At 40.6% G+C, this 21,890-nt stretch carries 11 protein-coding genes; 8 read left to right on the plus strand and 3 right to left on the minus strand.

Annotation, left to right across the window (positions count from 1 at the left end; all coding sequences use genetic code 11):
- Positions 1-117 precede the first annotated feature (117 nt).
- The gene (locus H0184_RS24805) at positions 118-5,727 is read right to left on the minus strand and encodes a pullulanase (RefSeq protein WP_221829623.1); all 5,610 of its coding nucleotides are present in this window, start codon (positions 5,725-5,727) and stop codon (positions 118-120) included.
- A gap of 744 nt (positions 5,728-6,471) precedes the next feature.
- A complete protein-coding gene (locus H0184_RS24810; RefSeq protein WP_221829631.1) occupies positions 6,472-7,845 on the minus strand; it encodes a sigma-54 interaction domain-containing protein in 1,374 nt (457 codons plus the stop codon).
- Positions 7,846-8,077: 232 nt separating this feature from the next.
- On the opposite strand from H0184_RS24810, the gene H0184_RS24815 reads away from it, so the two are divergent.
- The 5 genes from H0184_RS24815 to H0184_RS24835 all read left to right on the plus strand — a co-directional run bounded on the left by H0184_RS24815 (position 8,078) and on the right by H0184_RS24835 (position 14,564).
- Positions 8,078-9,118, plus strand: coding sequence for an NAD(P)/FAD-dependent oxidoreductase (locus H0184_RS24815; RefSeq protein WP_221829633.1), 1,041 nt, complete (start codon positions 8,078-8,080; stop codon positions 9,116-9,118).
- A gap of 32 nt (positions 9,119-9,150) precedes the next feature.
- Positions 9,151-10,233: an aromatic ring-hydroxylating oxygenase subunit alpha gene (locus tag H0184_RS24820; RefSeq protein ID WP_221829636.1), complete on the plus strand. Its 1,083-nt coding sequence runs from the start codon at positions 9,151-9,153 to the stop codon at positions 10,231-10,233.
- On the plus strand, positions 10,226-11,677 hold the full coding sequence (locus H0184_RS24825) for an aldehyde dehydrogenase family protein (protein ID WP_221829639.1): 1,452 nt from the start codon (positions 10,226-10,228) through the stop codon (positions 11,675-11,677). The genes H0184_RS24820 and H0184_RS24825 overlap by 8 nt, the downstream gene beginning before the upstream one ends.
- 116 nt (positions 11,678-11,793) lie before the next feature.
- Complete coding sequence (locus H0184_RS24830) at positions 11,794-12,876, plus strand: tartrate dehydrogenase (protein WP_313771826.1); 1,083 nt, start codon at positions 11,794-11,796, stop codon at positions 12,874-12,876.
- Between the two features lie 146 nt (positions 12,877-13,022).
- Positions 13,023-14,564: a BCCT family transporter gene (locus H0184_RS24835; RefSeq protein WP_221829641.1), complete on the plus strand. Its 1,542-nt coding sequence runs from the start codon at positions 13,023-13,025 to the stop codon at positions 14,562-14,564.
- A 109-nt stretch (positions 14,565-14,673) separates the two neighbouring features.
- Here the strand turns inward: H0184_RS24835 and H0184_RS24840 are convergent, their stop codons facing one another.
- On the minus strand, positions 14,674-15,126 hold the full coding sequence (locus tag H0184_RS24840; RefSeq protein ID WP_221829643.1) for a DUF2269 family protein: 453 nt from the start codon (positions 15,124-15,126) through the stop codon (positions 14,674-14,676).
- Between the two features lie 332 nt (positions 15,127-15,458).
- Between H0184_RS24840 and H0184_RS24845 the strand changes: the two genes are divergently transcribed.
- From H0184_RS24845 to H0184_RS24855, 3 genes are all read left to right on the plus strand, one after another.
- Positions 15,459-18,317 carry a leucine-rich repeat domain-containing protein gene (locus H0184_RS24845; protein WP_221829645.1) on the plus strand — a complete coding sequence of 953 codons (2,859 nt, stop codon included), beginning with the start codon at positions 15,459-15,461 and terminating at the stop codon, positions 18,315-18,317.
- 721 nt (positions 18,318-19,038) lie between these two features.
- Entirely contained in the window at positions 19,039-19,974 is a 936-nt protein-coding gene (hprK, locus tag H0184_RS24850) for an HPr(Ser) kinase/phosphatase (protein WP_221829648.1), read from the plus strand.
- A 181-nt stretch (positions 19,975-20,155) separates the two neighbouring features.
- Positions 20,156-21,859, plus strand: coding sequence for a diguanylate cyclase (locus H0184_RS24855; protein ID WP_221829675.1), 1,704 nt, complete (start codon positions 20,156-20,158; stop codon positions 21,857-21,859).
- Positions 21,860-21,890 lie beyond the last annotated feature (31 nt).

Raw genomic sequence — 21,890 nt, forward strand, 5'->3', positions numbered from 1 at the left:
AAAAACTTCATTTTTATACTGTAAGGGGAATCTTAACATAAATAGAGGCGTTTTTTACAAATGCAAAGAGAGACCATGTTAAAAATATGGTCTCTCTTTGTTTAAATTAGCCTTTTCCTATTTTTGTCCGTTACCAAATTTCGGCCCATTACCTGGATTTTCCGTAGACTTGCCGCCTACTTTGAACACAATCGTTGTTAATGGATCAATGGTCAGTGCTCCATTACCAAGTGTGAAGCCTGACTTTTTAGAAACTGGAGTTTTACCTGCTTCGTCGCTGTCGACAACTACCTTGCCCTTAGAGAGATTCGTGTCTCCGAGTGTCAACGTCCGTGCTTGTGTATCAGCATTGACGAAAACAAAGTAGGTTCCCGTATCGTCAGTGGAGACCGCTTTGTACGCTATAACAAGGTCAGTTTCCTGTATTTCAGGAAGGTCAAGCAGATGTACGTTTTGGTTCACCAGCTGCTGGTCGCCCAAACGGAAAGCATTTGTTGACTTTCTAAGTTCAATCAAACCTTGAGTAAATTCACGCGTTACAGTGTTGATTGGATATTGTTTCTTATTCACAGCCTTCTGCCAGTCAAACATATTGATGGCATCGGAAGAATCGTAAGAATCGTGTATAAAGTATCCAAACGGGTTTCCTTGTGCATCTTCCAGTTCATGGTATTTCTGTTCAGGTACACCTTCGCTAAGCCATTGCTTCGTCCGGCCGTATTCCTGTCCTGCATGCAGGAAGGCGGTACCCTGTGAAGTTAGAATCAGGGAGTTTCCAACCCGAATCCGTTTATGGATTTCCAGGTTGTTTTCCGGAATAGAAGGATCCTTCTTGATAGACTGAGCGATAACATCATAAAGTGTCATGTTGTCGTGCGCCTCAATGTATTGAACCATATCACCAGGATCATCCTCAGAAGTGTTGGACGGCTGGCCTTTAATGTTGTTAAAAATGGTATCGATGCTTCTTGCTCCGCCTGTAATAAATCTTGGTTCACCTTCTGAACCAAATCCAGACTTCAATTCATTGCGGATTTCATCAGAGAATACTCCTACATTATCAGTCTTGTCCATCCAATCCTGGTCTGCGCCCATTCCTTGCAGTTCAGGCTCGGCGATATGACCAGCAAATGTTCTCCAGCCTTCACCGATGAATAAGGCATTTGGATTAATGGAAGCTGCGGCATCATACGCATTCTGGATGGAAGGATATGTCGCATCACCCATCATATCAAACCTCATGCCATCGATTTTATACTCATCAAACCAGTATTTTACGGAGTCCACCATCAGCTTTTCGGCCATTTTATGGCTTGTTGCAAGATTGTTTCCGAAACCGCCCAGGAAGTTGCCTTTATCGTCTTGGAATGCATAGTAGTTTGGAACAATGTCATTTAACATGCTTGACTTTGCCATATGCGTGTAAACTACATCAAGGACAACACCCATTCCGGCATCATGGATGGCATCAATCAGTTCTTTCAGCTCTTTCACGCGCTCTTCGGGATTACTTGGATCTTCTGAATAAGCGCCGTCTGGAGAGAAGTAGCTATGCGGGTCATAGCCCCAGTTGTATTCATTTCCTCCGGCTGAGTAGTTCAGCTCTCGCTGTCCCATTTTGGTTTCATCGCCATAATACCACGCCATTACCGGAAGGAGCTGCACATGTGTAACGCCCATTTTTTTCAAATAATCGATTTTATCAATGAAGGACTTATAAGATCCCCATCTTGCATTTAGATCGCCTTCAATGGACGGGTCAGAAGTAAAGTCACGAATATGTGCTTCATAGATGATAGCATCCTCGCGTTTTTCATACCCTTTAATGTTGGCAAAATCAAATCCTTTCGGATCCGTGCCGCTCAGGTCAACAATTGCTGCCTTGCCGACAGTATCTCCATCAGGACCAGCTTCACCTTCTGTATTGACAGTAAAGGCTGCCATTGATTTGGCATACGGGTCTAGAACCTTGTTTGTTACTCCATCATTTGTCACTTCATATTGGTAAAAATAACCCTCTAAATCAGCTATATTCAGGTCGCTTGGTGCAACGTCAGCCGACCAAACTCCTTTTTCACCTTTTGTCAGCTTGATGCTGCCGATTTGCTCAGCTGCATTTTTCTTACTGAAGAAGTTTGCCACGACCATGCTTGCTTTTGGAGCCCAAAGTTTTAGCGTAACATCGCCGTCTTTATAGGTTGCGCCAAGGTCATTTCCATCGTAACCATACATAGAGTCAAGCATTCTCCAGCTTGTAGCGGCAGAAACGGTCCTGCCTGCATACGTAACGGATAATGGAAGTTTTTCGATGTCGAAAGCTGCTGTTACTTTTGCAGAAGTGGCTCCAGTAATTTCAACAGATTCAATGGCCACAGCACCGCCGTCAGCATCCTTGATTTCAAGTGCATCTTTCAAACTATCTGGTGTCAGGCCTTCTGTCATTGTAAAACCAAGCAGAATAGTATTTTCAGAAGTGACTTCTGCTCGAGTGATTCCTGTTGCCTGCTCCCAATAAGGTGAAATGTAAACATTGTTATCACCTTGTTTAATCCAAAGATGATTATATTTGTCCAGCAGGTTGAAGGACTTGTCTCCAGCGTCTTTACCAGCATCGCCTTTCGTTACATCCATCACTAGGAAGCCTAGGTTTTTCGCACCTTCTGCAAGCTTCACGTCAACATACGCGCCGTAGCGATCTGTACCGGAGAAAAGAGATGCTCCTGTCGGCCAATTTGCAGATGGTGATTCAACATCACCCCATAGCCATGCGCCGAAATTCTGGTAGTCGTTATTGTCACGAACATAATGAATGCGTACGGTGTTTTCCGGCAAATCTACTGGTTCATAGGTATAGACCTTGTCCGATCCTTGTTTGATCCAGATTTCGTTTATTTCTGGAGATGTGATGGTAAATCCTTTGTCTCCGCCGTCTTTACCGGCATCGCCTTTGGTGATATCCATAAGAAGGAATCCAATGTTTTTAGCACCTTCTTTAAGCGGAACATCAATATAGGCACCGTAGCTGTCTGTTTTTTCAAACATCGTTGCCCCAACTGGCCAGTTGGCAGAAGGAGAAGCAACATCATTCCACAGCCAAGCTCCGTAATTTTGATAATTACCATCTGTACGGTTGTAGTGAATACGGAGGTGATTAGCAGGGACAGGTTCCACCGTGCCATCATTTCCGCCTTCACCGTCCGATGCAGCTACGGCAGTGATGCTGCCGTTTTCAACCGTAAGCAGTACTGTACCTCCGTCAGCTTTAGCAGGAATCGTTAATGTGATTGTGCCATTTGCTGAAGCTGTGTAAGTCTGATTAGAATAATGGTTTGTCACAACTGCGTCTTGGGAATCTAATGTAAACGTAACTTCCTTGCCGCTGTCTGCTGTGTTTAAGCCGACATAGGCAGCTTCGTTTTCATACTTTCTGGCAAAAACAAGGAACTTGTCGCTGTCAGAGCCGCCGATTGTCACGTGTTCACCTTTAGCAAACACCTCTGAGTGATCAGCTCTAAAGTTCAAGACCTTCGTATAGTGTTCTAGTACATCATTGTTTTCTACCTGATCCCAGGCAAGGTCATAGCGGTTATCGTACTGTGGATAGTTGTTGGCACCGCTCTGGCCGAGCTCTTCTCCATAATAGATGACCGGCTGGCCCTTTGCTGCTGCCTGCAGGGAGGCTGCCAGCTTCAGCTTGCCTTTGTCATTTCCTTCCTTGTAGAGGAATCCATCTTCGTCATGACTTCCAAGGAATTGTCCAAGAGTGGCTGTATTATCAATTTTTTCATTACGGGCTATCATGGCATCGTTTGCTGCTTTGACTTTGCCGTTAACAAGATTGTGGGCAATATCTTTAAAACCAAAATCAAGCAGGGAATCCATCATGCCTGACTCAAGATATCCGCCGTTTTGATCAGCACTTCCACCCCAGAATTCACCAATCATTTTGTGTTCCGGCATAATTTTGGTAAGTTCATTTTTAAAAGCCATCAAGGTAGTATCTTCCACGTGTTTTACTGTATCCACACGGAAGTAGTCGATGGTATTTCCGTTTGCTGTTTTCGACTTTTCAATCCAGTCTGTTTGCCAGTCAATAATTGCTTTGCGGACTGCTGGATCTTCGGTTTTTAAATCAGGAAGACTTGCGAGCTCACCAACAACCTCATCGGTTCCAACATTCGAACCTTGGCGGAGAAGGGAGCTGAACCGGGCGCGGTCTGCATCAGTTGGATAGCCTGCAGGCGGATTTGCCACAGTTCCATCAATTTCCTTTAAACCATAACCCGTGTGATTTACTACAACGTCGACCATGATTTTAATACCACGTTCATGGGCAGCGTCAATTAGTTGATGGAAGTCATCCATTGTACCAAAGTGAGGGTTCAATTCCCCAAAGTTGTTTGCCCAATAGCCATGGTAAGCGTAGTAAGAATGTCCTTCAGGGTTGTCAAACCGAACATCGTGCTTAATGTTGTCTACAATTGGGCTGATCCAGATGGTGTTAACACCAAGCTTGTCCAAGTAATCCAACTTTTCAGTGATACCTTTGAAGTCCCCGCCCTGGTAGGTTCCACGGTCGTTTTTGGCATCGTAATTCTGATTATATGGATCGTTGTTTGCAGCATCACCGTCAAAGAATCGGTCAGTCAGCATAAAGTAAATAATGCTTTCATCCCAGTCAAAGTCATTTTCCCCAACTGCCTGCCGGGCCTTTACCTCTACTGAAGCTGAACTATTATAGTAGTTTCCGAACGAATCAACCACAGTTAAAGGAATATTCTTTGTTCCTGCTGTGATATTGTCATCCACGGCAATGGTGACTTCTTTCAGCGCTGGGTCAATTTCAAGCTGCTTTGCTCCTCCAAGGGAAGAGATGTCCGCAAATAATTTGTTGACTTTCAGTTCATTCGTCAATCCCTGTACATCAACGCTCAGCACACCATTTTGATTATAATCAATCGATGCAGGCTGAACTTTGCCCGAAACCGTTAGTTCAGCTTTCTGGAAATCTATCACAGAAACGCCGTTAACAGTGTTATAAGGGTCACTTACTTCCTCGCTTGTGCCATCTTTTTTGGTCACAAGGTAGGTATACTCATTTTTGCCATTCGGAATGTTGTTGTAGGTCACTACAAATCTCTCATTCTCCGGCTCAAACGTCATTGGTGTTGTTTTTCCATTGAACATTAATTCTACTTTTTCGATGGTATTCATCGCGTCATTTGCAAAAAGCTGTTTATCACGATAGTAGAATGTCGCATTTCCCTGGTCGATAACAGGGGCCGATCCGTCTGGAACGATGCGGATTTGTTCTACACCACTTGTGATATAAGCTTTTGTAATCGAGTCGTTTTTATTAACCGGAATAAAACGATCGCCAAACTCCTTTTGGGCGGTATTCCAGTCAAACGTGCTGCGTAGTACAAAGCCCATTTGAGTAGTTTCTGAGCTTACGGGAATAGCAGCTTTGGCATAGTTGTCTTGATAAGTGTCAAACGTAACTTGACCATCACTAACGCCAGTATTCCAAGTCCAAATGTTCCAATCGCCAAATGTTTTATCGTCACGAATATACGTGAAACGAATTTCGCGATCAGTTGAAGCAGTTGTCTCCGCCTTCGTCTCGGCTGCATAAGCTTCCTGGCTTGGGATATATGGCATCCACAAGCTCAAAAGCATAATTACAGTCATGATCATGGAGTACGTTCTTTTTGCGGTTTTTCTCATTAACACATTACCCCCTTATGAAATTCAAAAATCGGGCAGTATAAGAGTGTTTTGATGCGAGTCAGTTGCTGTAAAGGTCTGTTACTCTTAGAATAACCCTACTTGTGCAATCGTTTGCGCAAAATGTAAAAAAAGAAGAGTCATGCAGTGCGAGTTTCCAAATTCCTAATATGGGGAAACACCGTATAACATAATGAAGAAACTTCTAATTTATTAATCTCTGGCTAGAAATCGCTTACATTGAATAAAACATTTAATGCAAACGATTGCAATCCTAATATACAATAAAAAGAGTCAAACGACAATGGGACTATTGGTGGGGCCAAGGGGGGCCGTGGGGACGGTTCCGGCGGTTCTAGGTTGGCAGAATACCTCTTACTCCTTAGACGACATTTGTCCTTCGTACCGTTTATGAAGGACAAATCACTTGTTTCAGAGGAGACATATGTCCTTCATCCCGCTTATGAAGAATAAATCTCTTATTCCAAAGGTGACATATGTCCTTCATCCCGCTTATGAAGGACAAATCTCTTGTTCCAGAGGCGAGATTTGTCCTTCATCCCGCTTATGAAGGACAAATCTTTTGTTCCAAGAGGGACATATGTCCTTCATACCACCTGACATGGGTGAGCACGGAACATTGGGAAAGATTCCAACGTTTCTGCACCATTAAAAGCGTTTTCGAAATAATAAGCCAAAAATCAGCTAGCTTAGTAATGGGGACCCGCACATTTTATAGATAACTTAATTACTTATCAAATCAGAGCAATATTTTCTAATTAGGTTTGCTGCTTTTGTTTGGCTGATGCCGAGGTCGTTTGCTACTTTTCTAGAAGATTTGTACGTTTGAAAGGACCTTCTAATAAAGGTTCTCTTCGTTTCATCAAGCGCTTTATCCAACGAGTTTGGAAGGGCGAGCTGCGTAACCTGTCCGACACTTTCATTGATAATATCTGGTATATCGGCGAGTTGAATAATGGAATTGCTTACGATTACTAAACGTTCCATTAAATTTTCAAGCTGACGGATATTGCCTGGCCAGGAATAGTGAATAAGAATATTCAGGCATTCATCGGAAATCACTTTATTTTCATTATATTTTTGATTAAATTTATTTAAAAAGTTATAAATAAGCGGAACAATATCTTCCTTTCTTTCCGATAACGGCGGTAAATGAATATCAATTACATTCAAACGGTAAAATAAATCTTCGCGAAATGCTTTGTCTTTCACCAAATCAGCTAAGTTTTTGTTGGTTGCTGCCATAATTCGAATATCCACTTTTTTTACTTTATTGCTTCCGACCGGAATAAATTGCTTCTCCTGAATGACCTGCAGAAGTTTTGCCTGTACAGATAGAGGCATTTCCCCGATTTCATCTAAAAATAAAGTACCGCCATTTGCTGCTTCAATCAGTCCTTGTTTCCCCAAATGACTTGCACCGGTAAAGGCCCCTTTTGCATAGCCGAACAGCTCTGACTCTAATAATTCCTCAGGAATAGCCGCACAGTTGATGGCTAGAAATGGTCCATTTTTCCGTCTGCTAATCTTATGGATATATTGAGCCAGCACGCTCTTTCCTGTTCCAGACTCTCCTAAAATAAGAATATTTGAATCTGTCGGTGCTACTTTTTTGCAAAACTCTAAGATACTCTTAATCTTACCGCTATTTGTAATAATTTGAGATCCATCGCTTATCTCTTGAGTTAATTTTGACTCAACCTTCTCTTCCTTCGCCTTCATCATCTTAATCGTTTCTACCTGAGTTGATGTGATCACAACGAGATCAATTTCTCCGTTTTCGTTTAAGATTGGCACCGCAGAGGTCATTAACTCAGCCCCGATATTTGTGACCTGCCTCATATAGCATGGCTCTTTCCTTCTGTAAACTTCTGGTACAATCGAAGGCTTCCAATAACCTTTCTCGAACAGTTCGACATTGAATTTTCCAATCACATCTGTTGGTTTAAGCCCATAGTGCTTTTCACAAACCTGATTGACATAAAGAATTCGCTTTTCGCCATCAAGGACGAAGATTTCGTCAGAGGAGTGATCTAGAATCTTTAATAGAGTTTGTACAGTCATTTCAACATTGCCTGTGTGTTTAGATATTTTCATTGGCTAGCCCTCTCTTTTGAAAGTGAGTTGTTTTTGCTTCAATTTCCGTAACAATGAGTCAATTTTAACTCATTTATTCGTAATATTCAGCAAATTTTTATAATAAGTTCTGTATGTTTCTTGATTTAACAACATTGGCACAATACTTGCATTAGAAAGTGTATGAATCATTTATTATTTGTTTCGTTGGTGAAGGATGCGAGTTAGCCAACAAACTATTGGGAGGGACTTTATGGGAGATCAGCGAGAAACATTTGATATTACCATTATCGGCGGAGGGCCAGTTGGTTTATTTACTGCCTTCTATGCAGGAATGCGCCAAGCTTCCGTAAAAGTAATCGAAAGTCTTCCTCAATTAGGTGGACAATTGTCTGCGTTGTACCCTGAAAAATATATTTATGATATTGCTGGGCTTCCAAAGGTGAGAGCAGGAGAGCTCATTGATAATTTAATGACGCAGATGAATCAGTTTGAACCAACACTTTGCTTAGAGGAATCCGTTGAAAGCATCACCCGGCTTGCAGATCAGTCTTTTGCGATCTTAACGAACAAAGGAACTCATTATACGAAAGCAGTCATCATTACTGCTGGAAATGGTGCATTCCAGCCGCGGAAGCTGAAACTGCCGGGCGAAGAAAAATTTAAAAGCGCTAATATCCACTATTTCGTTCAGGATTTAAATCAATTTTCCGGACGAAGGGTTGCTGTATTTGGGGGTGGTGATTCTGCGGTGGATTGGGCGTTAATGCTTGAACCAATAGCTGAAAGAGTATACCTCATTCATAGGAGAGATAAGTTCCGTGCCCATGAACACAGTGTTGAATTGCTGAAAAAATCAAAAGTAGAGGTTTTAACACCGTATGTTCCAGTCGAACTAATAGGAGAAAACAAGGTAGAAAAGGTCGCTTTGACAGAAGCGAACAGCGGCAAGTCAATGGAAATTGAAGTAGATGATATCCTTGTCAATTACGGATTTGTCTCCTCACTCGGACCGATAAAAGACTGGTGTTTGGAGATCGAAGGGAATTCAATTGTAGTCAATTCCAAAATGGAAACAAATATAAAAGGTATTTATGCTGCAGGGGATATTTGTACGTATAAAGGAAAAGTAAAGCTGATTGCCAGCGGTTTTGGGGAAGCGCCGACAGCTGTAAGTAATGCGAAGGTCTACCTGGATCCAGATTCCAAAGTACAGCCCCTGCATAGTACGAGCATGATGGAGAAAAAAGCAAAAAGCAATAAAGATACGAAGGACCAGGTAGTAAGAGTTTAATAAAATGAATCTATTTTATGGGGGAAAAAATAATGGCTTATAACCAAGTGCAAAATGCAACAAATCGTACATTTGAAAGATCGTTACCATATGACAAATATACTGACCCAAAAGTGTTGGAAAAAGAAATGGATCTTGTTTTTTCAAAATCATGGCAGCTAGTAGGACATGTTAGCCAGGTAGAAAAGCCAGGAGACTTTTTTACCGTTGATGTAGCAGGAGAGCCGATTATTGTAAACCGAGGAAAAGATGAAGTGATACGCGCTTTTTACAATGTTTGTCCGCACCGTGCGACAAAGCTTGAAAGAACAGAGGCTGGAAACAAGAAAATCTTGCAATGCGGGTATCATGGCTGGACCTTCAAGCTTGATGGTCAGTTGAATAAAGCGCCTAACTTTCGAGGAGAAGATGCGGCTTGTGTGAAGGATGCATGTTTACGATCTGTCTCCATCGGTATTATGGAATCATTAATTTTCGTAAATCTTGATGATAATGCAAAGCCGTTAAGCGAGTCATTTGGTGACTTTTTTGAAAAATTGAGCAAGTTCCCATTCTTAAGTGAGTTGAAAAGAACTCATCAAAGAACTCGTGTGGTCAAAGCAAACTGGAAAGCTTATATCGACAACTATTTAGAATGCGACCATTGCCATGTTGCCCATCCAGGTTTCGTTGCAGCCCTGGATATGAATGATTACCAAATCATTACCTGTGACAATTATTCGATCCAAGGGACTGTGGTAAAACCAGATAAAAAATATGGAAGTGTTAGCCTAGATGAAGCCGAAATGCAGGGCGGTTCGTTTTACTGGTTATGGCCGAATTTAATGGTGACCATCTATCCAGGTCCTGGTAATATGGCGACCATTCAAATGATCCCAATTGATCACGAAACATCCTTAGCTGTCTATACCTACTATTTCCGCGATGAAAACCTGACTCAAGATGAAAAAGACTTAGTAGCATTTGCGGAGCAAGTTCGTCAAGAAGATATCGAGCTTGTAGAACTGGAGCAAATTGGTTTCCGTTCTCGTGCTTTTAATAAAGGCAGATATTCATCCTCAGAAAAAGCAATATTACAATTTCATGAAATGGTATTGGAGGCCCTCAATGAGTAAAATTATCAGTGAATTAACGTTAACGAAACAGTTCCTAATGATCAATGGTCTAAAAGTAGAGACACCGACATATGCACCACTTCGCTCCCCGTATTCAGGAGAGGAAATAGCTCAGATTGCGATGGCAGATAAAGAGTACACAAAAATAGCGATTGATGCTGCCTACGAAGCACGTGGAGTAATGGCGAAAATGCCTGCCCATCAGCGGGCAGAGATTTTGGAAAATGTTGTTTCTCTTTTAAAAGAAAGAGCAGATGAAGCAGCTGAGATTATTACACGTGAGTCCGCAAAACCGATTATGTTCTCCAAGGCAGAAGTGGGAAGAACCATTGAAACATATAAATTTGCAGCAGAAGAAGCAAAACGAATTCATGGCGAAACGATTCCTTTCGATGCAGCGCCAGGCGGTGTTGGCCGATTCGGATATACAGTAAGAGAACCGATTGGAGTAATCGGTGCCATCACACCCTTTAATTTTCCGATGAACCTTGTCGCCCATAAAGTAGGTCCGGCGATTGCTGCAGGAAACACGATTGTCTTAAAACCTGCTTCACAGACACCGCTTTCTGCGCTCTTTATCGCTGAACTCTTTGAAGAAGCAGGTCTTCCAGCTGGCGCACTAAATGTTGTGACAGGCCCTGGTGGAACAGTAGGGGAAGCAATTGTGGAAGATTACCGAGTGAATATGGTTACCTTTACGGGAAGCCCGAGCGTAGGAATTGGTATCCGCAGTAAAGCTGGATTAAAAAAGACAACATTGGAGCTTGGTTCCAATTCAGCATTAATTATTGATAAAGGCATTGATATTGATCAAATTATCGACCGCTGTATCCTGGGAGCATTCTCTAACCAAGGACAGGTGTGTATTTCCTTACAGCGAGTTTATGCTCATGAAGAGGTTTATGAAGAATTTGTAACGAAATTCACGGCAGCGACCAAGCAATTGAAAATGGGCGATCCATTTGATCCGGAAACCTATATTTCGTCATTAATTTCAAAGAGTGAAACAGAACGTGTAGCAGGCTGGATTGGCGAAACAGAAGGCAGTACTGCCAACATCGCGGCAGGAGGAAAGATGGTGGATGGTATACTTGAGCCAACGATTATAACCGATGCGGACCACGATTTAAAGGTCTCTTGTCAGGAAGCCTTTGCACCGGTGGTTGTTGTGAATAAAGTAAGTTCAGTAGAGGAAGCGATAAAAGAAGTAAATAACTCTCGCTTTGGACTTCAGGCTGGTATATACACAAATAATGTGAAAAATGCTCTTTTTGCCTCACAGGAATTACATGTAGGCGGAGTTATAATAAATGACATACCAACATTCCGTGTTGATCAGATGCCTTACGGCGGAGTAAAAGAAAGTGGTACAGGGCGTGAGGGAATTAAGTATGCGGTGGAAGAAATGACTGAAATGAAAATGGTTGTCTGGAATCATAGCTGATTAGAAAAGCGCAAGCTTCCTTTGCACAAATCTGCAAGAAGATGGACTGCTTGCGCTAGACAATTCTTTAGGTTCAATGATACAAATTTTGATATGATAAAAGGGAGTTTTTTATTGTGAAAAATCTAAAAATTGCGGTAATTGCTGGTGACGGTGTTGGACCAGAAGTGATTAACGAGGGGATCAAGGTTTTAAATAAAGTAGCCAGCATCGATTCAACTTTCCAATTCGACTTTACCTATTTTCCATGGGGGTGTGAATTTTATTCGAAACATGGAAAAATGATGGAAGATGACGGCGTTGAGCAGCTAAAAGAGTTTGATGCCATATATTTGGGGGCAGTTGGTTTTCCCGGCGTCCCTGACCACATTTCATTGTGGGATTTATTACTAAAAATTAGAAAAAGCTTTGATCAGTATGTGAATATACGTCCCGTGACTTTATTAAAAGGGGCGAAAACAGCCTTGAATGATGTGAACAGGGAAGATATTAATATGCTGTTCATCCGTGAAAACAGTGAAGGTGAATATTCTGGTGCTGGCGATTGGCTGTTTAAAGGACAAGATCACGAAGTGGTTTTACAAAACAGTGTTTTTTCCAGAAAGGGAACAGAGCGGATTATCCGATATGCATTTGAAACGGCAAAAAAAGAAGGAAGGTCGCTGACAAGTATATCGAAGGGAAACGCCTTGAATTATTCAATGGTCTTTTGGGATCAGGTTTTTGAAGAAGTGAGTGCTGAGTATCCTGAAGTAAAAACTGCATCCTACCTTGTCGACGCAGCGGCAATGCTGATGATTAAAGATCCGAAGCGATTTGAAGTGGTCGTCACATCCAACCTTTTTGGTGACATTCTGACCGATTTAGGTGCGGCCATTGCCGGAGGAATTGGGCTGGCTGCAGGGGCAAATATTAATCCGGAAAGAGACTATCCATCCATGTTTGAGCCTATCCATGGGTCTGCACCTGACATTGCAGGACGAGGTATTGCGAATCCGTTAGCAACGATATGGTCGGCAAGTCAGATGCTCGACTTTTTCGGCTATGAAGCATATGGAAAGATGGTGCTTGAAGCGATTGAAAAGCTATTGGTAGAAGGCGAAGTGCTAACACCAGATATGAATGGTACGGCCTCGACGTCTGAAGTAGCAGACAAGATTATTGAAATTATTGAATCTACTATTTCATCAAAGGTGTAAAAATAAATGAAATCATATGAGGGGATATCCTTCATATGATTTCAGATTATTCTTAAAATCAGCAACTAATTCAATGAACTCATTTACGATTTTTTTACCATATTTAGAAATCGCTTACATTTAAAAATCAATAAAGGAGTGTTTGTATGCAGGGTAAGAAAACCGTATTCCATTTTTCATTGGCAATAAGCTTAGCTTTAATAAGTGTCGGTATATTTGCACCTAAACAGTTAGAGAATTTCTCAAGCTCATCTCTAAATTTCATCTATAATAATTTAGGCTGGTTTATTCTCGGCAGTGTTTTTCTCTTCTTTGCTTTTTGTATGCATATTGGTTTGTCTAGATTTGGACATATTCGGCTAGGTGATGACACTGATCGTCCTGAATTTAAAACGAGTACATGGATTGCCATGCTTTTCAGTGCTTCTATTGGCATTAGTCTTGTGTTTTGGGGTGTTGCAGAACCTGTATCTTACTATATTGATCCCCCTTTTGGACAAGCATCGTCCGAACAATCGGCAAAGCTGGCCATGCAATTTGTCTATCTGCACTGGGGTGTATCAGCTTGGGCATGTTATGCCGTTGTAGGAGTTTCCTTAGCATTTTTCCAATTTAGAAAAAAACTGCCTTCTTCCTTAAGCTCCACCTTTTACCCGTTAGTAGGAGACAGAATTAATGGCGGGTTCGGAAAGTTTATTGATATCATTGTTACCCTGTCTATTGTAATTGGAATTGCTACCTCTCTAGGATTTGGGACATTGCAAGTGAATAGCGGGATGAATTATTTATGGGGTGTTCCCGTAGGGTTTCTTACCCAAGTTATCATCATTGCAGTTGTAACGGTCCTCTATCTTGGATCAACGGTTTCGGGGCTGCAGAGCGGCATGAAACATTTATCCAATTTGAATATGACGCTGGCTTTTCTATTATTAGCTTTTATGCTGGTACTTGGACCCACACAATCAATCTTAAAAATCTTTTTACAAGGAATTGGGGACTATGCCCAAAACTTTATCGGTATGTCATTCAGAACGGAGCCTTACAGTGACGGATCATGGATCGGAAGCTGGACACTATTCTACTTTGGCTGGTGGATTGCTTGGGCACCGCTTGTAGGAAGCTTTGTCGCGAGGATATCGAAAGGACGAACCATTAAAGAGTTTATGATGGGGGCTATCTTTATACCTGTTCTTGGTTCCTTCTTATGGTTTGCAGTAATGGGAGGTTCAGCGATTGATCTAATCGAAAACCAAGGCAAAACAGCCATCGCAGATGCAGTATCATCAGATGTAACTTCTGCTCTGTTTAAATTTTTCGAATACTTCCCAATGAGTACATTCTTAAGTATTTTAGCAATGGTTCTTGTGCTTATTTTCTTTATCACATCCGCCGATTCAGCCATTTTTGTACTTGGTATGATTAGTGAAAACGGTCACCCGAATCCAACTCATACTACTAAAATCATTTGGGGTGTCATCATCGCAGCCGTTTCCGCTGTACTAATTATGACAGGTGGTTTGTCGGGTCTGCAATCAGCCCTCGTGGCAACGTCGATTCCGCTAGCCGTTTTAATGCTATTTATGTGTTATTCCACCTATAAAGGGTTAACAAACGAACTGAAAATCATGTCAGCAAAAAATGAACAGCCAATTCCTTTAAAAAGTAAAATTATCTCAAAGAAAGCATAGTGATGCACTTAAAAACAAAGGTTTGAGTATTTGGTTTTCGGAATATTCGTTTCACGGCAAGAGGCGCAGAGTTGAATCTGCGCCTCTTGTCTATGTATATAGATATTGCTTAAAATGGCTTAACAGACATGAGGAAAATCATTACAACTGCGATTAACGCAGAACCTGCTCCTGCCATTCCCACGGATTTGTTAAGTGTTTTAACTTCACTTGGAATATCGTCACCTTTATGCTTATCCAAAATGGCCACCGCTTGTTTTGTTCTTTTTCCCGCAAATCCAACTGATAGATATAGAGCAACGAAGAACAATATAATAGAAGTAATGTACCAAATTTGTGAAAATAAGTTTGGATTTAGTGCACCCATTGTTAATCCAGTAAGCAGTAAAAGAATACTTCCAATCATCACGACTTTTTCTGCTTTTTCAAGGATGTGATTAATCAATTGTAAACTTTGCTTTGTTGTACCAAACGATTGAATGATTGGAAAAACAAAACTTGGCCCCATTCCTATTACTGCCGATAAAACATGAATTAAAACAATTCCCCCATAAAGTGTCATCTTTCTAACTTCCCCCTTATTTCTCTTTATTTTCCATTTTTCATTATAACTAACTTGTTAATGTTTTTTAATAGAAATTTAAATATTTTGTGAAAAAAGACTCTATTTTTTTATTAAATATGATTTGAATTGCCTTGTTTGGTTAGTGGGGTGTTCTATAATATAGTTCCATTTACACAGTATTGCTAAAAGCTTGTTATGGAAAAACACTTTGAAAGCGTATATTTAGAATGTCGAAATATGTAAGAATTTTGAAAAAATGTATATCAAATGTCCCTATTGCGATATATAATATTTAAGTTAGTAAACTATTATTTTTAGGAGGGTACGGTTTGCATAATCGAAAATGGACGAACCTGTCAATTGTTCTAGTATTATTCTTCTCCTTGTTTAGCCCATTCGCTAGTGTAAAGGCTAACGCTGCGACAGTGTTACATTTACTAGATATTACAGATAACAAGAATTCAACGGTTCTTGTTTGGGAAGTAGAGAATGATCAGGAAGAGGAAGCAGCGAACTACCAATTAATAAAAAATGGAGAGGTCCTGGACATCACACCGGTCCCTTCAAATGAAACAGCTAAAGAAAATGTCAGAAGGTATTCTTATGAAGATCAAACTGTTGAAAAGAATACATTGTATAAGTATGAAATCGCTGCAACCCTGCCTACAGGTGAACAAATAAGAAGCAATCCTCTTGAACATACTTTTGTTGGACAAGCAGAGACGAAATTAGCAGCACCCCTCAAAGTAGAGGCTGTCCCGGCCACAATCAAGGTGGTATCTGACTCAGGTGAGATTCCTTGGGGCTTTGACTTTTTCATTGAAGGTATAAGTGAAGAGAATTCCGAAGTTAGTTTTTATGGTTATTTGGATGAGGAAGGCTATTTTATAGATTCCGATATAGAATCCCGTGAACTAAATCTTCCTCCAGGAACGTACCAGTTCACTACTTATAACTACACCACAGAAGAAGATATTATGGAGGAATTCACCATTAAGAGCGAGGGGAATTATGTAACAAATCCCATTGAAATGGTGTTCCCTGCCGAAAAGCTTATCCTTAAAAAAGATATAAAGATTGAAGCAATCAATGACCAATCTATCTCCATACAGTGGGATGAGCATATTGATTCCGAAGAAGTAGAAAAATACCTTGTTTATTTAAATGACAAGTTGGTTGAAGAAATTACCGATGTATACACTACATCTTATACGTATTCAGGATTATTGCCTGAGACTTCGTATATGTTAAAAGTAGACTATGTCTACAAGGATGGAACAAATGAGTCTGTAAGTATGGAAGTTACCACACCAGCTGCCCCAAGAGGAGAGGCTGTGGTATTTGCTGACGAAGATTTAAAAAATGCGATCAAAAATCAATTGAAAATTGGTCATCGTGACATTTATAAAGAAGATATGGAAAATTTGACTAGCCTCGATGCTAGTTATTCAGACATTAGTAATTTAACAGGTCTTGAATCAGCTGTTAATTTAGAGGATCTAACGCTTTTTGGCAACCAAATTGAAGATCTATCGCCGCTTCGTAATCTGACCAATCTAGTGTTTCTTGATTTAGATGAAAATTTGATTACAAGTCTTGATGAGTTAATTCAGTTAACCAATCTAGAATCTCTCTATTTATCTTCTAACCAAATTGAAGATATTACAGTCCTTAATGAACTAACAAAACTCACTTATGTGACGTTATACGATAACGAGGGTCTTGATTTTTCAAAAGGCTCCGAAGATGTTGAAGTGTTAAAAAATCTTCTCTCAAACGATGTATCCGTGGAATGGATGGAAGACAGTAACGAAATATTCATTCAGGAAGTGGAGGAATCCTCTGTTGGGATTCAATTCAGTTTCCCTGGAATTACTGATTTCATTAGTAAATATAAACTCTACCTTGACGGTGATTTAGTGGCAGAGATTCCAGTCGAAGAGAATAATTATGAATTTACTAATCTTAAACCGATTACTGAGTATGAAATTTCAGTAGAAGCAGTCGATAGCGCAGGTGTTATTTGGGGTAGTGCCTATAACTATGTGACTACACTGCCGGTACCAGCAGGTAAAGTTATTTCGTTCCCGGATGAAGCACTTAAAGAAGCAGTGCAAGATTCCCTGCATATTTCCTCTCGTGATATATACGAGAGTGATATGAAGATTTTAACAAGCTTAGATGCCAGTGATCGAGGGATTGAGAAGCTGGATGGTTTAGAGTTTGCTGCTAATCTAGAAGAATTAATCTTGGATTCTAATGATATTCGTACGCTGGGGCCGATAACTGGTTTAGCAAATTTAATGTATCTATCCTTAAACAATAATCATTTGGCTGACATTTCAGATTTGATCTCATTAACAAACCTTGAAATGTTACTTTTAGATAATAATGAAGTGAAGGATATCAGTGGTTTATCACAGCTTACAAATCTTTCTATGCTATCGCTGCAAGGGAATAAAATTAAAGAAATTCAGTCCTTAACAGGCTTAGGTTTTGAAATTCTTAACATTGCCTATAACGAAATTGAAGATATTTCAAGCTTACTAAAATTAGAGAATTTACAATATGTGTTACTGATGAAAAATCCTTTAGATTTGTCAGAAGGATCGGATGCTCTTTCTGTCATTCAGCGTTTAGAAGACAAGGGTATTATGGTCAGTTATGAATATCTCGATCTTATAGTCAATAAGGTAACAGAGAATTCCATAGAGATTAGCTGGGCGCCAGTGACGGAGGACGGCTACGAGGATTACCTTTATTATGTAACGATTGATGGCGAAGAAGTTGCGAGTGACGTTGATGGTTCTGTCTACACTATAAATGACCTTGAGAGCGATAAGGAATATACTATTGAGGTCGTTGGGTTTAGTGATGACTTTGAACGTATTATCTATGGAACAACCGTTGTTAAAACAGCGGGTGTCAAGGAGGAGACTCCTCCGGAAGAAAGTGAAGAACCGGGTGAGGTGCCTGTTGAAGAAGGAAAAGCTCCTTCTGAGCAAGAAACCCCAGTTCCAGGTAAAGTCACCGAAACCGATTCAACACCTGAAAAGCAAGGTTCACAGAAACCAGGCAATTTGCCAAACACAGCAACAAACAGCTTTAACCTTATCTTAGTTGGACTTGGTTTAGTTGCCGCGGGTGTAACGTTCTTTGCTGTTAAGCGGAGAAAAGTAGAAAAATAGATAGTGTGATGCGTTCTCAGAAAGAAAGATTGCGATAAACACAGATTTCATGCCCGACCACTACCTAGTGGTCGGTTTTTTTTAGGCTCTGTTATTATTCATTGTTGATTTTTTTGTAGGGTTGAGAATTCATAGGCGGAGAATTTCCGGCTATTGTTTATAGAGGAACCTTAAGAGCAGATATAAGCGGAGATATTCCGCTTAACTGCCTTAAATAAGACAAATTACAATGATTTAGAAACAATAAGCGGAAAAACTCCGCCTATCTTTAATGAAACATGGGTATTTCCTAATTTAAGCGGAAATTCTCCGCTTATTTTCCAAACACAGTGAAATCGAATTTATTTTTAATAGAGCCTTTTTATAAAATCACTTTTTTGAAATTTGGCATTTGGACTGTGCCCGGAAAATGGGAGCTGGATTTCGTTAGTGAGAGTATTGTGCCCGAAAATCGAAGTGAGGCAGAGATTCGGTAACAATAGTGGGAGTATTGTGCCCGAAAATCGAAGTGAGGCAGCGACTCGGTAACAATAGTGGGAGTATTGTGCCTGAAAATCAGGGTGACGCAGTAATTCGGTCACAATACTTAATTGTGCCTCTAAATCGAGACAAGGCAAAACGCCGGTAACAATAGTGGATGTATACTTCTACCTAAATGGATGACGTTTCCAATAATCTTAAGTATAATTCTATAAAAAGGTTAATAGGACGTGAGGTTAGATTGAAAAAAGTAACGATAGAAAACTTGGTTCAAAAATATTCATTGAAAGTACTGGCGGGAGAAGACAAACTGCAGAAGGTCATTACGCAATCACAGGTGCATCGGCCTGGGCTGGAATTTGTAGGACATTTTGACTTTTTTCCAACAGAGCGGATTCAAATTTTAGGAAAAAAGGAAATTACCTACTTACATAAGTTAAGTAAAGAAGAACGCAAAATTCGAATCGGTAATATCGTTCACTACCATCCGCCTTGTTTTATTGTAACAGCGGGTGAAGAGGGACTTACTTATTTGATGCACCATTGTACAGAACAGGGCATTCCCTTGTTAGTTACTAACAAACCTGAGACAACATCAGAATTTATCTCGAAATTGGATGCGTTTTTGGTGAAGGCGCTTGCACCAGAAATTGCTGTTCATGGAGTGTGTATGAATGTGTCTGGGATTGGGATCTTACTTCGCGGAAGCTCGGGGGTAGGAAAAAGTGAGACGGCACATACTTTGATCCGCCGCGGACACCGCCTGGTATCAGATGATATGGTTGTTCTTAAGAAGTTAAGTACGCAAACTATTTTGGGTACACATGATGGGAAACTCAGGGAGTTCCTGGCTCTTCGCAGTATTGGATTGTTAAATGTGGTCCGCTTATACGGGCGTAAAGCCTTCCAGGATGAAACCCGAATTTCTCTTGATATTCATTTAACGAAGTGGGAAAAGGATGCACTTTATAACGATTTAGAGCAAGAATATCATTATACCGACTATATGGGGGTTAAAATTCCCTCCATGGAAATCCAGCTCCAGCCTGGACGGGATGTGGCAGGGTTAATTGAGGCAGCAGCGAATAACTGGTATTTACAGCAGCAAGGGTACAGCGCAGTAGAAGAGTTCATGAGCCGGGTTGAGGCTGATATCATAAAGCCTGACCTGGAATAATTTAAGACAACCTGAGAACTTAATAATAAAAATAGCACCCTGCCCTGATGCGAGGTGCTATTTTTCATTTGCACCATCTTAAGTACCAGCGCACGTTTTACCAATTTATTTGACCTATCTTTCCATACCATTCCACTGTTATAATCGGATTTATTACGAATAAAGAAAGGTACTGTGAATAATGGACATCAAGAATATCTCTACTAAACAAAATCCAAATAAGTATCAGGAAATTATTGATGTTAAAAATGCAGTCATTTTTCAACTTGATATAAACATGAATTTCACATCCTTGAATGCTGAATGGATCAATTTAACTTCATATACAGTAGAAGAAACTTTAGGAACCAACTTTACGAAATATGTAAAAGGGGAAGACGAAATCGTCCTTCAACAGCATTTTGATATATTAGTTGAAGGGCGTCGAGACGGTATAGTCTTGGAAATTGGAGTGGTGTCCAAACAGGGAGTGGCAGCAGATGCTCACTTGTTTTTGAGGGCAGATTTAGATGTTAACCAACATATTATTTCTTTTTCAGGAACATTAACGTGTCTTTCCTCACGCAGACCCAATGTTGCTGCTTTCATGGAGAATGAAAGTAACTACCGTTTTATAACAGAAAATATGTCAGATATGGTGGCTGTTTTAGCAGAAGATGGTTTAGTACTCTATGCATCCCCTTCGCATGCTGCTATTTTGGGAAGAAATCTAGATGATTATATTGGAAGTTATCCGATTACCCATATACATCCGGATGATTGGGAAAGGATTTTTCACTTTTTTCATGAAATGATTGCTGAGTGGAGAGCAGCAGAGATTGAATACCGATGCATGCATAACAACGGAGAGTGGCTTTATTTAGAGATGAGAGGCACTCCTATAAAAGGTCCAGATGGTAAAATCCAGGTGATTTCTGTCAGCAGGGATATAACCTTGAGGAAAAAGGCAGAAGAGGAACTTAGACAAACAACCATGAAACTCAAGACCTTGATTGCTTCCCTGCCTTATGGTGTGAAGGCGGAAGATGAGAACGGTAATACAACCTTATATAATGATTCGTATTTAAATTTATTTACGTTCAAACCTAGAGGAAATGAAAATGAGGAAGAGTATCAACAGCAATTGATGAGTGATGCAAGGGATATCATTCAAAACTTCGACTCCTATCAGTTAAAAAAGAAGGAGATTGCTGAGAGTCATCAGCTATGTCGTGCTGAAAAAGTCCAACTGAAAGACGGGCGTATGATAGAAATGGATGCGGTTCCGATGGAGGAGAATGGTCGATTTGATGGCTACTTATGGATCTATCGTGATGTGACAGAAGAAAAAAAGGCGGAACAAAAGCTTCAGGAGGCCAATCAACTATTCCAAAAGCTTTCAATGGTCGACGGGTTAACGGGGATAGCTAACCGCCGATGCTTTGATGACACTCTAGAGAAAACATGGGGGCAGCTAACAGCTCATTCGGAATTACTATCCCTCATGCTAATTGATATTGATTTCTTTAAAGCGTTCAATGACTTGTATGGCCACCAGGCTGGAGATTCTTGTCTTCAAAGTATCGGCGGCATCCTAAAGGAACTTCCTTTAGAACCAGATGGTTTAGCAGCTAGGTATGGAGGAGAGGAGTTTGTCGTGTTACTCCCTGGTCGAAATGTTGACCAAGCTGTTGAGGTTGCTCGCTCTATACAGGAAACGGTTAAGCAAGCACATATTCCACATAAGGGATCTTCTATAAGTGAACGTATTACCCTTAGTATCGGTATTTCCACGATGAAGGTTACGAATAGCCATCAGCACGCTTCCTTAATAATGGAAGCTGATAGGGCTTTATATCAGGCTAAGGATAATGGAAGGAACCGGATAAAGGTATATCATTGTTAACTCGCAAAAAGGACAAGGGCCATGGCTCCTT

Origin of the sequence: Neobacillus niacini (assembly GCF_019749295.1) — a bacterium.
Classification (GTDB): Bacteria; Bacillota; Bacilli; order Bacillales; family Cytobacillaceae; genus Neobacillus; species Neobacillus niacini_D.

Bases quoted from the DNA above. Each gene is read 5' to 3' on its own strand.
- H0184_RS24805 (WP_221829623.1), bottom strand. From the start codon at position 5,727: ATGAGAAAAACCGCAAAAAGAACGTACTCCATGATCATGACTGTAATT.
- H0184_RS24810 (WP_221829631.1), bottom strand. From the start codon at position 7,845: ATGAAAATATCTAAACACACAGGCAATGTTGAAATGACTGTACAAACT.
- H0184_RS24815 (WP_221829633.1), top strand. From the start codon at position 8,078: ATGGGAGATCAGCGAGAAACATTTGATATTACCATTATCGGCGGAGGG.
- H0184_RS24820 (WP_221829636.1), top strand. From the start codon at position 9,151: ATGGCTTATAACCAAGTGCAAAATGCAACAAATCGTACATTTGAAAGA.
- H0184_RS24825 (WP_221829639.1), top strand. From the start codon at position 10,226: ATGAGTAAAATTATCAGTGAATTAACGTTAACGAAACAGTTCCTAATG.
- H0184_RS24835 (WP_221829641.1), top strand. From the start codon at position 13,023: ATGCAGGGTAAGAAAACCGTATTCCATTTTTCATTGGCAATAAGCTTA.
- H0184_RS24840 (WP_221829643.1), bottom strand. From the start codon at position 15,126: ATGACACTTTATGGGGGAATTGTTTTAATTCATGTTTTATCGGCAGTA.
- H0184_RS24855 (WP_221829675.1), top strand. From the start codon at position 20,156: ATGGACATCAAGAATATCTCTACTAAACAAAATCCAAATAAGTATCAG.